Raw genomic sequence first — 13,841 nt, 5'->3', positions numbered from 1 at the left:
CCTACGTTGTTTTAACAAGTTAAGACTCTCACAAAAGTTATTTTAGTTGGTAAAACGTTTTCAATTCCCGAAAAATAAAAACCTTGGTCATTTTAAAATAAATTTCCAAGGTTTATCGATCTTATTTTTCATTTAAAACAGGGCAAGAAACTCACGCCAGGTTCGGACAAACCAATTAGCTCGTTGTACGTTGGCAATTGTTTTCACTGGCAGGCTTAGCACGCCGGCCTGATTCACCGTGGCAATCTGCTTGCCAGCAAGTGTCAGGTGCACTCTACCAAACGTGGTACCTGACTTCGTTGGTGCTTTCAACCCGCCACGTTCACGATGACCCGCGCTGATTGTCACTTTTGAAGCCAGCGATTTTTGCGACTGACCGTTTTTGAGCCAGACGGTTGTGGGCCTGCTGACGGACGCGTTAGTCGTTTTACTCTTCCCCATCGGAACGCTAACGTTGCTCAGTTGGAACGTCTGCGTGTTCAACGTGACTGGCTGATAGCTGGCGTAGACCCAGTTCATCAGTCGACGAGTCTGCACGAAACGGGATGGGTCAGAACTGGACTTATCCCGAGCGTGCATGACAACCGTGATGATTCGGTGGCCGTGCTTCTTCACCGTACCGACGAAGTTGCCACCCGCCGCATCAGACGTCCCGGTCTTGAGGCCGTCAACTGGCAGTGACGAGGTATATTGCGATTCGCCCTTCAGCATTAGATCCCAGTTGGTCATCTTGGTTTGGCTGCTGCCGCCCTTGTCGAACCACAGTTTGCTTTGACTGGTCGTGGCAAGAATTTGCGGATACTCCTTTAGTAAGGCTTTCGCCAACCGAGCCACATCGGCAGCGGACATCGTATTCTCGTTCTTTTTTGGCAGATTAGCGTAACCAAGGCTGCCCGCCTGACCATTGGTGATACCAGAAGCAGTGATGAGGTGAGCACTGGTTAAATGCAGGTGGCGGGCTGTCGTCCTCATTTTTGCCACGAATCGATGTGGCGTGCCCGAAACTGCATTTCCAAGTGCCGTAATGGCACCGTTCGCGGAGTAGATCAACGCTGCTTGATACAGTTCTCGCACGGTATAGGTCCGTTTAGCGCTCAGCGGGACGTTTGTCAATTCTTTGTTCCGGCTCATCTTAGCAACGGCTGGACTGATCGATACCCGTTGGGTCCAATGAAGTTTGCCCGCTTTGATTTGCTGTAAAACGATGTACGTTGATAAAAGCTTGCTGACCGAAGCAATTGGTAACGATTTCTGATCGTTTTTGGCGTATAGAACCTGCCCCGTTTTAGCGTCGATAGCTACCGCTGAATGAACTTGTAAGTCCAGCGATGCGGCGCTGGCGGTTATCCCACCCACTAGCATAGTCATAAGTACGGTGCACAAAAATAACGCCATCTGCAGGCGTTGTTTAATTCTTTGCATTCGGCAATGCCTCCCTATGGTCGTCTTTTAGTTGCGTGCCATTTTTGATTGGTAAGTGAATGATAAACCGGGTGATTTGGTCATCCGAGGTGACGTAGATATAGCCACCGTGGCGGGTGATGATACTTTGAGCGATGGCCAGTCCCAGTCCAGTGCCACCAGTCGCCTTAGATCGGGAGCCCTCGACTCGATAGAAACGTTCAAAGACTTGATCCAGTGAGGCTTTGGGAATCTTAGCGCCGTCATTTTCAACACTCACGACGACTTCATCATCATTTTCCTGGTGAGCCCGCAAGTAAATGTGCTTGCCGTCCTTGCCATATTTTAAGGCGTTAGTGATCAGGTTGTTAAATACCCGGCCGAGTTTCTCGCCATCGGCTTCGATCTTCATCGGCTGATCTGGCACGTCAATGTTAACGTCCATGCCCTTTTGACTCGCTTCCAGTTCAAAACTGGCGGCCAGTTGTTCGAGCATTTGGCCAACGTCCAGCGTGGCAATCGATAACGGCGTATCCGTGTTCCGCATTTTAGTGTACACAAATAGATCATCCACCAGGGACTTCATTTGCTTGGCCTTGTTGTAGGCAGTATTCGTGTATTTTAACAACTCATCTTGCGAATGATACTGTTTGTCCTCAACTAGCCCTAAATAGCCAATAATTGAGGTTAGCGGGGTCCGCAGATCATGGCTGACATTAGTGATCAGCTCATCCTTAGACTTCTCGATACGGCGTTCTTCGTCCATTGAGGCAATGACAGAGTCCACCAGCGAATTGACCGAGGTGATCACCCGTTGCGTATCACCTTTGAGCGTAAACGGAATTCGGTGATCAAAATGGCCGTTGGCAATGTAGTGCAGTTCATCAATAATGTGGCGCAATTGCATCTGCCGGTACCGGCGAATCAACCGCCAGTAAACGACGCCAGCGTCAAAAATGGCCAGCAAGACAATGAAGATATTTTCCCAGCTCCACAGCTGATAGTGCGCCGGCCCAATGAAGACGGAGCGTTTGATGATGAAGATCCCGTCTTGGAGACCAGGATTGGTCTGAATCATTTCGTTGAGCAGCACGATCACCGAAAGATTCAGCAGCAACAAAAGCACAACGGTCACGATACCTTCCATGATCAGCGCGCTTTTCTCCCTGGTCGTTAATTTCATAGTGTTTTTAGCCTTGTTAGGTCTGTTATTCGTATCCATTATCCTCTAGTGTGTCTCGATCTTGTAACCAACGCCCCAAACTGTTTGAATGACTTTTTCGCCACCAGTGGCTTCTTCAATTTTGTCCCGCAAATGAGAAACGTGAACCATGACGGTCTTTGCGGAAACAATTGACTCTTGACGCCAAACCCGTTCGAAAATCTCGTCAGCAGAAAAGACCCGGTTGGGGTGGCTGGCTAAGAGGTAGAGAATGCCAAATTCAAGTGCCGTTAAGTTAACGAGCTTGCCGGACAGCGTCTTAACTTCGTGAGAATCCTTGTTGATGGTCAATGAACCAATGTCTAAAACGTCGGGCTTCTCGTCAGTCACGTGGTCGGAGGCACGGCGAAGCAGCGACTTCACGCGGGCCATGACTTCAAGTGGGTTGAATGGTTTGGTAACGTAGTCGTCACCACCGCTGATGAGACCTTGGATCTTGTCGATGTCATCGGTTTTAGCGGAGAGAATGAGAATTGGCAGTTCGGAGTCTTTGCGAACTTCTTTGATAACTTCGATCCCGCTCATTTCGGGCATCATGATGTCGAGGATCATGAGGCCGATGTCGGGGTCGGTGTGTAATTTAGTGAGGGCTTCTTTACCGTTGTAGGCGGAAACGGGTTCGTAGCCTTCGTTTTTAATGTAGATTTCAAGTAATTGAGCAATTTCTTTATCGTCATCGACAACTAAAATTTTCATAGTAGCGTAGTTCTCCTTAGTATTCACAGTAGGTAGAAAGGGCGGCAGGGGCCGCGGGGGTGCGGGCAAAGGTAAGGATAAAAGAAGCCCGCAGCGATAAATCGCTAGGTCTATCTTACCAAAAGTTGGGCGGGGAAGCATTGTTTTGGGAAGATTTTAGGGGGAATTTAGGGATTACTTTAAAAAGAGCGCGGAAGCAGGCGGTTAGGGAGCGGCGTGTAAGGCAACTATGGCGGAAATCCCGGGCTTGGATTTTTGCCATAGTTGCCTTACACATAGCTCCCTGCCTGCTGGAGCGCGTTTCGGCAATATGAAAGTCGTGAGCCAAAAGCAGTAACCTGAATGTAGCAAATGAAAACGACTATGGCGGAAATCAGAGCTTGGATTTTTGCCATAGTTGCCTTACTCATAGCTCCCTGCCTGCTGAATAACAGAGCGCGGAAGCAGGCGGTTAGAGGGTGGCGTGTAAGGCGACTATGACAGAATTTGCGGCGCTCTTTGCCGTGAATTATGTCATAGTTGGCTTACACATAACCCTCTGCCTGCTGAATAACAGAGCGCGGGAGCAGGCGGTTAGGGAGCGGCGTGTAAGGCAACTATGGCAGAATTTGCGGCGCCCTTGGCCGTGAATTATGTCATAGTTGCCTTACACATAGCTCCCTGCCTGCTGGAGCGCGTTTCGGCAATAGAAAAGTCGTGAACCAGAAGCAATTACTTAAAAGCAGCAAACGAGCCCACCTAGCCAGAAATCCCGGGCTTGGATTTTTGTCATAGTCACCTTACACATAGTTCCAACGTGTTTCACCCGCTTAACCCCAAACCCACCCCACCAAAAAAAGGCGCACCCAAGCACGCCTTCCCATCAAAATTCAATTCATTATTTATAATTAGGAGCAGCCTTAGTCAATTGCACATCGTGTGGATGTGATTCAACCAAACCGGCGTTGGAGATCCGAACGAACTGTGCATCGTTGATCAGGTCTTGAACGGTTTCACAACCGGTATAACCCATGCCTGAGCGTAAGCCACCAACCATTTGGAAGATAATGTCATCAACGCTGCCCTTGTATTCAACGCGGGCTTCGATACCTTCAGGCACTAACTTATTGGCTTCGTTGACGCCACCTTGGAAGTAGCGGTCGGCTGAACCATGTTCCATGGCTGCCAGTGAACCCATGCCACGATAGGTCTTGTACTTCTTGCCATCTTCTTCAAAGACTTCGCCGGGAGCTTCATCAGTCCCTGAAAGCATGGAGCCAAGCATGACGGCGTTACCACCAGCTGCTAATGCTTTAACGATGTCACCTGAGTACTTGATTCCGCCATCGGCAATAATTGGCTTGTTGAATTCTTGAGCAACTTCCGCTGAATCGTAAATCGCAGTCAGCTGTGGAACACCGACGCCGGCAACTACACGGGTCGTGCAGATTGAGCCAGGACCGATTCCCACTTTGACCACGTCAACGCCGGCTTCGAAAAGTGCGCGAGTCCCAGCACCAGTTGCAACGTTTCCGGCAATCAAGGTAGCATCCGTAAACTTGTCACGAATCTGAGCGACCTTGCGAAGTACACCAGCCGAGTGACCGTGGGCAGTATCGATAATGATGGCGTCAGCACCAGCCTTTAATAAGGCTTCAGCCCGTTCAAAGGTGTCAGAGGTCACCCCAACAGCAGCGGCTACCAGTAACCGGCCTTGATCGTCAACCGCAGCATGCTTAAGGAACTTGTCAGCTGGTACAGCCTTAACTTTGGCAACTTCACCAGCCTGCGCATCGATGCTCATATTCTTGTGAATCACACCGAGACCGCCGTTGTTGGCCATTGCGATTGCCATTGGTGATTCAGTAACGGTGTCCATGCTGGCACTTAAAAACGGCACGTTTAGTTTCAAGTTATCGGCTAATTGGACCCTTAAATCAACATCATTTGGCAGTACATGACTTTCAGCTGGTATGAGCAGTACATCATCAAAAGTAATCCCCTGTTTTGCAAACTTCGAATCCCAATTAGTAGTCATTGAAATAAACGCTCCCTTTGTTCATATTTTTTTGTTATTGCTTGGTAATATACCAGCCATTTTCATGAAAGGCAAGCATTCTCATCAAACTATAATGATTTTGTTCGATTTCTAAAGGATATTTGACTTATCAGGGGATTTTTAGACTGTATTTTAAAATACATGCAGAACGATCTGTACTTTTTAATTAAAATTGTTCGGAATGAAAAGGACTCGTCACGGCATCTAAACAAATGCTGTGACGAGTCCAATTGGTATTAATTTATTTTCGTGACCGGTTGTTGCCAGTGGTAAAGAACCCTTGGCGCAGGTCAAATTGACGCTTGACGTACCACGAACCAAGCCCGGAAAGCAGGCCTAGAATGATTTGTGGCCATGCGGTCAATACTGGGTTCAAGTAGAACGGCAGGTAGGCCATCAGGTAGAACAGCAGGAGCCAGACTACCATGAACAGCAATACCAATGGAATTCGAACCCAAAGCGAATACTTGTGCTCGCGCTTCGAGTCGAACATTCGTGGAATGGCTGGTAGTGCCAAACCGGCAATTACGGCAGACAACAGGATGGCAGTTAAGCCAACCGGCTGTGAGCCTTTCTGTGTCTGTGGTGAGATCAGGTACATGATCCCAAACATCAAACTAAAGATCGTGAAGAAGGTTAACCCGTTATACAGCGCACTTGGCCAGTACGGGTCATCGGCGTCGGCGGGTCGCTTAGGGCCTTCAACGATCTCCTTCACGTGGGCGTCAACGTCGTTACCATACAGGTTACGAGCGGTCTTGCCCGTTTTTTGAGCTGCCTTAATTTCGGTCACGGTAGACTGCACGATCTCTGCCTTTTTTTCGGGCGTCAGTTTGGTTGCTTGCAATGCTTGGTTGAACCGGAACATATAGTCGGCGTTGCGCTTAGTGAGCCCAATATTATCAAAGGCCGCGTGTTCTTTTTTAATCACACTGTTGCGGTCCTGATGAATCTCATTGTTGCGTTGACGCTGCTGAGCGCCGGCGTTGCGTTTTTCATTTTCGGACAATTTTTGATCTCCTTTTTTTGAAATGCAGTTTTCTGGGGGATTTTGGTGAGGACTCGAGGTGAAGAGTCGGAAAAGATTACCCTTTTAGCTCACTTTGCTTTGTGGTAGTAAGCCCTATAACCCTTTTCATGCTCTCTAGCTGAAACGTGTTCCGCAAGGCAAGGAGCTCTGTGTAAGTCCACTCTGACAGAATTCACGGCCAAACCCGCCGTCAATTCTGTCAGAGTGGACTTACACGCCGCTCCTTAACCGCCTTGCTCCACACTCTACTCAGACATTAAACCTAAACTCCACAATATCCCCATCATTCATCACGTAATCCTTACCTTCCAGCCGCAGCTTTCCAGCTTCCTTTACCGCACTTTGAGTCTGATACTTATCCAAGTCCTCAAACGCCATCACTTCCGCACGAATGAACCCGCGCTCAAAATCCGAATGGATAATTCCGGCCGCTTGCGGTGCCTTGGTCCCCTTCTTAAACGTCCAGGCACGCGTTTCCTTACCGCCCGCCGTGAAGAAGGTCTGCAGACCAAGCAGATGATATGACGCCCGAATCAACCGGTTCAAACCAGGCTCCTTAACGCCTTCAGCTTCCAAGAAGTCCGCTTTTTCATCGTCATCCAACTGGGCAATTTCTTCCTCGGCTTCCGCAGCAACCGCAATTGCTTCTGCGCCTTCCTTCGCCGCATAGTCTTGAATTGGCTTAAAGTATTTCGAGTTTTCGGGATCTGCCATGTCATCTTCAGCAATGTTTGCCACGTACAGTACCGGCTTGCTGGTCAGCAGGAATAAGCCCTTCACGATTGGCTTTTCGTCATCCGTGAAGTCAATTGTCCGCACACTCTTGCCGGCTTCCAGCACGGGCTTGATTTTTTCAAGCACCGCCAGTTCAGCCTTGGCCGCTTTATCACTACCCTTGGCTGCCCGCTGGACTTTTGCCAAGCGCTTATCAACGGCTTCCAGGTCAGACAGGCCCAGTTCCAAGTTGATCGTTTCAATATCATCCAGTGGATCGATCTTGCCAGAAACGTGGGTGATATTATCGTCATCAAACGCCCGGACAACGTGCACGATGGCATCCACCTGACGGATATTTTCCAAGAACTTGTTGCCTAAACCTTCACCCTTGCTGGCACCCTTAACGATGCCGGCGATGTCGGTAAATTCAAAGGTCGTTGGCACCACTTTTTTGGCTGGGATTAATTCCTGGATCCGGTCCAACCGAGCATCGGGCACTTCCACCATGCCGACGTTTGGATCAATGGTCGCAAACGGATAGTTCGCCATTTCGGCGCCGGCGTTCGTGATCGCGTTAAATAGGGTTGACTTACCGACGTTTGGTAAGCCGACGATTCCTGCTGTTAATGCCATAGTAAAGTCTCACTCTTCCTTTTTAGTCAGTTTGCTGTTTCTTTTCCAAAACTTTCTTCATCTTTTTTTCAAACTCGCGACGGCTGAGCATCACGATGTGACCGCACCCGGTGCACTTGATCTTAATATCAGCGCCCATCCGGATAATTTCCCAGCGGTTCACGCCACATGGATGCGGCTTCTTCATTTCTACTAAATCACCTAAATCGTACATTGAATCACTCCTAATCTAAATGCACGTTGAGAATCTCTAAAATCCGGCTCAAATCATCATCCGACAAGTATTCAATTTCAATCTTGCCGTGACCCTCTTCCTTAGATTCGTTGATTGAAACCTGAGTGCCAAACTTTTCTTGCAGCACGTTTTCGCCTGCGCGTAGGTATGGTGACTTCTGTTTCGTCCGTTTCTTCGGTTTGGCTTCGACCTGGCCGTTCATCTTGTTAACGACGTTTTCCAGTGCCCGAACAGTCATTTTACCATCCGCGGCTCGGTTTGCAAGGCTCACCATTTGTGAGCGGTCCTTCAATGATAACAGGGTTCGTGCCTGCCCCATTGATAACCGTTTCTTTTGCAGCAGATCCTTGACCTGCTTAGGCAACCCCAGTAACCGTAAATAGTTGGCAATGTAAGGCCGGCTCTTCCCAAGCCGAGAGGAAACTTCCGCCTGCGTCAGCTTTAAGTTGCTCATCAGCATCTCGTAGGCTTCGGCTTCTTCCAGTGGCGTTAAATCTTCACGCTGCAGGTTTTCCATCACGGCGATCTCCATCATTTGCGGTTCAGTGACTTCCCGAATAATGGCTGGAATCGTCTCGTTTTTGATCATTTTTGACGCTCGGAAGCGCCGTTCACCGGCGAGAATCTCATAACGGGAAACTTCCGGATCCGGCTGGCGGACGATAATTGGTTGAAAAACGCCCGACTTCTTAATTGACCGCGCCAGATCCTTCAGCGCTGCCTGATCGAACTTCTGCCGTGGCTGGTAAGGGTTCGGTCGAATCTGGTCAAGTTTAATGTCAACAACTGTTTCTGCTTCTGGGTCGACGCTATTATCTGCAAACAGGGCTTCAATGCCGCGTCCGAGACCCTTATTATTTTTGTTTGCCATGGGCAGCTGCCACTTCCTTTGCGAGTTGCGAATAAACGATCGCACCAGTTGATTTAGAATCATAATCCGTGATCGGTAACCCGTGACTAGGCGCTTCAGACAACCGAACGTTACGCGGAATAATGGTCTCGTAAACCTTATCCTTAAAGTACTTTTTCACTTCTTCATTGACTTGGTGACCCAGATTGGTCCGGGCATCATACATCGTCAATAAGACCCCTTCGATCTTCAGGTCAGGGTTAAAATGCTTGCGGACCAGCTGAATGGTATTTAACAGCTGACTAAGCCCTTCCAGCGCGTAGTATTCACTTTGTACCGGAATCAAGATCGAGTTGCAGGCGGTAAATGCATTGATGGTCAACAGGCCTAACGAAGGCGGACAGTCAACCAGGATAAAGTCGTACTGATCCTTGACCGCTTTTAAGGCGTCCAGCAGGCGAGTCTCACGGGCAATCTGCGCTGTGAGTTCGATCTCCGCACCAGAAAGTTGGATCGTTGCCGGTGCAATATCGAGGTCTTTGTGACTGGTATGTAGGATCACATCGGCAATCGGTTCTTCATTGACTAGCACGTCGTAAATATCCTTTGTAATGGCGGACTTGGCAATACCAACCCCACTGGTTGCGTTCCCTTGAGCATCAATGTCAACGAGCAAGACGTGGTAGCCAAGATTGGCTAGACCGGCCCCCAGATTAACTGCGGTCGTCGTCTTGCCAACGCCACCTTTTTGGTTCGCAAGCGCAATAATATCTGCCATTGGTTTATGTCACTCCTTTATGATTTTTTCATAATGTCAATGATGATCCGGTAGCTGTCATCATTGTCTTCTTCCGTTGTTTTAACATCAAGGCCGGCATCGTTGACCATCTTCAGTGATTCTTTAATGGTGTTCACGGCAACTCGGGTGTCGGCGGAAACCGACTTCACCGTTGGCTTCGGCTTGGCCTTCGCCCGTTGCCGCTGAATCAGCCGTTCCGCGTCACGCACCGTCAAGTGGTCGGCAATGATTCGTTTCAGCAACTTCTCCTGTTGCTTGGGCGTCACTGCCAGCAACGCGCGGCCGTGCCGCTCACTGATTTGATCGTCCATGATTGCTTGCTGTACGGGTTCACTGAGCTTTAACAACCGTAACTTGTTGGCGATGAACGATTGACTCTTGCCGACATTCTTAGCCAGTTGGCTTTGTGTCAGCTGGTTGAGCTTCATCAAAGAGCGATAAGCCTGTGCCTCTTCAATTGGCGTCAGTCCTTCACGCTGCAGATTTTCAATCAGTGCTAGTGAGGCTGTTTCGTCGTCGGACATCGATTGAATAATGGCGGAAACTTCATGCCATTTCAGGAGCTTAACCGCCCGAAAGCGACGTTCACCAGCAATGATCTCGTACTTGTGAGGCTCATATTCCCGTAAAACGATGGGTTGCAGCAGCCCGTGTTCATCAATGGTCTGTGCTAATTCTTCGATACCGCGTTCATTAAAGACTTGCCGGGGTTGGAACCGGTTGGGCTCGATGGCATCAATCGGTACCATGACAATGTTTTGCTTGATGCTTTCACTAGTTTCTTTGTTTGATCTGTCGCGACCAAATAACGAAAACGCCATCGTCTCGTCCCCTTTCTACTGACCGCCAAGTGGCTCCTTGTTGGGCGTCCCAGCCTTTCGTGGATAGCGCTTCGGCGTTGGTTTAACTTTCTCAACCACCACGATGTGCCGTTCGTCCCCAGATTCGGGAAGCGTGAAGGCTTGGTCCAAATGCAGTTTGCCCCCCAAAGTATTCAGTGCTTCCTGCGACTGTGCCAGTTCATTTTCAGTCTGCTGCGCCTTTAAGGCCACAAACTGGCCGTGAAGTTTAACCAGTGGTAAACAGAGCTCGCTTAAAACGCTCATCCGTGCTACTGCTCGCGCCGTCACCACGTCATAGGCTTCCCGGTGTTCAGACCGTCTGCCGCCAAATTCTTCGGCCCGGGCGTGAAACACTTGGACACCTTCCAATCCTAAATCAGCGATCAGGTCCTTCAAGAAGTTGATCCGCTTGTTCAGTGAGTCAACGATCGTGATCTGCAGCTGCGGAAACAGGATCTTCAGTGGCAGTGACGGAAACCCTGCCCCAGCCCCAACGTCGCAGAGTGTGAGGCTGTCAGTCCGTAAACTTGGCACATAAAACGCCGGCGTCACCGAATCATAGAAGTGCTTCAAATAGACGTCGCCGCGTTCTGTAATCGTGGTTAAATTAAGGTGTTGATTGGTGTCAACAAGGACTTGAAAGTACCTGTCGAACTGCTGCATTTGCCGGTCAGAAACCGTGATTCCCTGTTCAGCAAGTGCGGCTATAAATTGACTATCGTTCATTAAACTCTCCTAGTTGTGCTTTGTGAAACACTTTGTTTCACACTCTACTATACTTTACATTAATTACGCCTGGGAAGCAAGTTCACGACGCTTCGATTTTTTCGGTTTGGGGCTCAGCAATCGATCACCCATACCAAAACTTTCAGCACCCCTAATTATACTAGACAACCACCTGATTTGGAAACCACCCGAGCGCAATTCTAATCAAATTAAATAGACCGTCCCGAGCCCCTTACAGCCCGGTGCGGTCTATCAATGTATAGTGGTATAAACAGCGCTATAATGCGTTTTTATTTTGAAATGTGGGAAACTTCGTCAATGAACCACTTGTTGAATGCAGCGGCATCAATGTCGACACAAACTGACGTATTGATTTTACCATCGTGGTAGGCACCGCGAATATCGCCGACTGTTTCGCCCATTGCGGGTCCTTCAGTCTGCACGTCGACCCACATGTCTTCAGTGGTAATGGCTTCAGGATGGAGCAGGTAGAAGATCGTGTTAACGTCGTGCATGGCGATCCCCTGATCCGAGTTATCACCATCGTGGATGATAATGTCGTGCAACATCTTTCCAGTTTCGTTTAAGGTTGGCAGCTTTTCGATGCTTTCGTGGGTCAATAGCGCCTTCATGGTAATATCTAAGCCCACCATCACGATCGGAATGCCAGAATTATAAACGATCCGAGCAGCGTGAGGGTCGGTGAAGACGTTGAATTCAGCGGCACTGGTCATGTTACCCTTGCCAAGTGAACCGCCCATTGCAACGATCCGTTCAATGTGGTCCTTAACTTCCGGATACTCTGAGAATAACAGTGCGATGTTGGTGTACGAACCCGTTGGCACCAGCGTGATCTTGTCGTTAGCCATGATCTCATCGCGCAGTGCTTCGACCGCGCTTTTTTCCAAGGGCTTTGGTAAGTCCTCTGGGAAATCATATCCGGGCATTCCTGATTCACCATGGATCCGAGCGGCGTCTTCAAACGGCTTGATCAAGGGCTGCTTTGCGCCGGCAGCAACTGGTACATCAGCGTTAAAGAAGCGGACCAGCTTCAAGGCGTTCTTGGTCGTTTTGTCGACCGTCACGTTACCAGCAACGGTAGTGATCAGCTTCAGGTCAATGTTACTGTCGTTGATGGCCATGGTGATTGCAGCTGCGTCGTCGATACCTGGGTCAGTATCCATGATAATTTTGATTGTCATAATAATCTTCCCTTCATACTAAAGTGAATTTTAAAGTAAAGCACTTAATACCAAATCGATTAAAAACAAGCCGCCTAGAACGTACATTGTCGGGCTAACGTTGCGGGCATCGCCACTTGCCAATCGCAGGATCGGGTAGAAGACGAAACCAAATGCCAGGCCGGTGGAAATACTGTTGGTCAGCGGAATCAAGACAATAATCAGAAACGCCGGGAACCAGGCAGCAAAATCATGCATGTCAATACTGCCAATGGCCTCCATCATGATGGCGCCAGTAATCACGATCACTGGTGCAATTGCGGCCTGCGGAACATACGTCAGCAACGGAACAAAGAACATTGAGATGGCAAATAAGATTCCGGCCGTGATCGCCATCACACCAGTTCGGCCACCGGTTTCAATGCCGGAAGCACTTTCGGCTGCCGCAACGGTCGGACTAGTCCCTAAACCGCCAGAGATCAAAGACGTCACTGAACTGGCCTGAAACGCCCGCTTGAACTTCCGGTTATCGGGCAAGACACCCTGCAGCAGACCCATCGATTCAAAGACCAGAATCATGGTCATCGAAAAGGCTGCGAGAATAAACGGAATCGTCAGTGCTTGACTAAAATCACCGTGCAGTAGAATCTGGTGATAATCAGCCAGCCGGGAAAGGTGAACGGTGACGCTTTGGTCATCGCGAATGCCAAGCAGAATACCCAGGACACTAGTCACCACGATCCCGATCAGAAAGCTGCCGGGAACCTGTCTCAGGTACAAAATCACACTCAGCAAAAGCCCGAAAATCGCTAACAGCGTGGCTGGCGACGTGAGGTTGCCAAGCACGATCAGCGAACTCTTACCCGCCGTGATCAAGCCAGCTTTTTCCAGTCCAATTTCAACCAGAAACAGACCAATTCCAGCGGTGATGCCGCTTTTTAGCGACCCTGGAATGGCTTCAGCCAGCAGGGTACTCAGACTAGTGAACGCCACGATCATATAGATCACGCTGGCCACCATGGAAATCGCCACGGCCACCTGCCACGACAACCCCATGGTGGCGCAGATCGTGTAGGTGAAAAAGGCGTTCACACCCATGCCGGGGGTCAAAATGATCGGCGCGTTGGCGTAGAAGCCCATGATCAAACAGCCAATCACGGAGCTGATGATGGTGGCAAATACACTCAGGTCGGTCGGCAGCCCAGCGTCCTTTAAGATCACCGGGTTGACGATAATGATGTAGGAAATGGCGAAAAAGCCCGTTAAACCAGCGATGATCTCCTGCTTTAAAACCGTCTTATCTTGCCAGACTTGCCTAAGTGTCATCGTGTTCTTTGCTTCAATTTGTTGCGGTTTCATGAAAATAATCCCTATCCTTTCGTCGTTGAGACGGCTGTGATCGGGGTTGCATCTTCACGTCTGTGAAAATGGGTTTCAGCTGGCATTTGAGCCAGTTTCGACACCCTAGGCC

13 protein-coding genes are annotated in these 13,841 nt (G+C 49.3%); all 13 read right to left on the bottom strand.

Annotated features, from left to right (window positions below; all coding sequences use genetic code 11):
• Positions 1 to 132: 132 nt before the first annotated feature.
• The 13 genes from GM612_RS06145 to GM612_RS06085 all read right to left on the bottom strand — a co-directional run bounded on the left by GM612_RS06145 (position 133) and on the right by GM612_RS06085 (position 13,729).
• Positions 133 to 1,422 carry a D-alanyl-D-alanine carboxypeptidase family protein gene (locus GM612_RS06145; RefSeq protein ID WP_155431511.1) on the bottom strand — a complete coding sequence of 430 codons (1,290 nt, stop codon included), beginning with the start codon at positions 1,420 to 1,422 and terminating at the stop codon, positions 133 to 135.
• Positions 1,409 to 2,584, bottom strand: a complete 1,176-nt coding sequence (locus tag GM612_RS06140) for a sensor histidine kinase (protein WP_155431510.1) — start codon at positions 2,582 to 2,584, stop codon at positions 1,409 to 1,411. The genes GM612_RS06145 and GM612_RS06140 overlap by 14 nt, the downstream gene beginning before the upstream one ends.
• 45 nt (positions 2,585 to 2,629) lie before the next feature.
• On the bottom strand, positions 2,630 to 3,319 hold the full coding sequence (gene croR, locus GM612_RS06135; RefSeq protein ID WP_155431509.1) for a response regulator transcription factor CroR: 690 nt from the start codon (positions 3,317 to 3,319) through the stop codon (positions 2,630 to 2,632).
• Positions 3,320 to 4,196: 877 nt separating this feature from the next.
• Positions 4,197 to 5,336, bottom strand: coding sequence for an IMP dehydrogenase (gene guaB / locus GM612_RS06130; RefSeq protein WP_155431508.1), 1,140 nt, complete (start codon positions 5,334 to 5,336; stop codon positions 4,197 to 4,199).
• Positions 5,337 to 5,598: 262 nt separating this feature from the next.
• Positions 5,599 to 6,366, bottom strand: coding sequence for a DUF1129 domain-containing protein (locus GM612_RS06125; RefSeq protein ID WP_155431507.1), 768 nt, complete (start codon positions 6,364 to 6,366; stop codon positions 5,599 to 5,601).
• A 270-nt stretch (positions 6,367 to 6,636) separates the two neighbouring features.
• Complete coding sequence (gene ychF, locus GM612_RS06120; RefSeq protein WP_155431506.1) at positions 6,637 to 7,737, bottom strand: redox-regulated ATPase YchF; 1,101 nt, start codon at positions 7,735 to 7,737, stop codon at positions 6,637 to 6,639.
• Positions 7,738 to 7,759: 22 nt separating this feature from the next.
• The gene (locus GM612_RS06115) at positions 7,760 to 7,951 is read right to left on the bottom strand and encodes a DUF951 domain-containing protein (RefSeq protein WP_155431505.1); all 192 of its coding nucleotides are present in this window, start codon (positions 7,949 to 7,951) and stop codon (positions 7,760 to 7,762) included.
• A 10-nt stretch (positions 7,952 to 7,961) separates the two neighbouring features.
• Positions 7,962 to 8,843 carry a ParB/RepB/Spo0J family partition protein gene (locus GM612_RS06110; RefSeq protein ID WP_155431504.1) on the bottom strand — a complete coding sequence of 294 codons (882 nt, stop codon included), beginning with the start codon at positions 8,841 to 8,843 and terminating at the stop codon, positions 7,962 to 7,964.
• Positions 8,827 to 9,600, bottom strand: coding sequence for a ParA family protein (locus tag GM612_RS06105; protein ID WP_155431503.1), 774 nt, complete (start codon positions 9,598 to 9,600; stop codon positions 8,827 to 8,829). The genes GM612_RS06110 and GM612_RS06105 overlap by 17 nt, the downstream gene beginning before the upstream one ends.
• Positions 9,601 to 9,617: 17 nt before the next feature.
• Positions 9,618 to 10,442, bottom strand: coding sequence for a nucleoid occlusion protein (gene noc, locus GM612_RS06100; RefSeq protein ID WP_155431502.1), 825 nt, complete (start codon positions 10,440 to 10,442; stop codon positions 9,618 to 9,620).
• Positions 10,443 to 10,457: 15 nt separating this feature from the next.
• On the bottom strand, positions 10,458 to 11,189 hold the full coding sequence (rsmG, locus tag GM612_RS06095; RefSeq protein ID WP_155431501.1) for a 16S rRNA (guanine(527)-N(7))-methyltransferase RsmG: 732 nt from the start codon (positions 11,187 to 11,189) through the stop codon (positions 10,458 to 10,460).
• 290 nt (positions 11,190 to 11,479) lie between these two features.
• Entirely contained in the window at positions 11,480 to 12,391 is a 912-nt protein-coding gene (rihC, locus tag GM612_RS06090; RefSeq protein ID WP_155431500.1) for a ribonucleoside hydrolase RihC, read from the bottom strand.
• Between the two features lie 30 nt (positions 12,392 to 12,421).
• Entirely contained in the window at positions 12,422 to 13,729 is a 1,308-nt protein-coding gene (locus GM612_RS06085) for an NCS2 family permease (protein ID WP_155431499.1), read from the bottom strand.
• Positions 13,730 to 13,841: the final 112 nt, after the last annotated feature.

This window comes from Secundilactobacillus folii, assembly GCF_009720675.1.
GTDB classification, from domain to species: domain Bacteria; phylum Bacillota; class Bacilli; order Lactobacillales; family Lactobacillaceae; genus Secundilactobacillus; species Secundilactobacillus folii.
The sequence above is the reverse complement of the archived record's forward strand: the minus strand, read 5'-3'. Positions and strand labels throughout refer to the sequence as shown.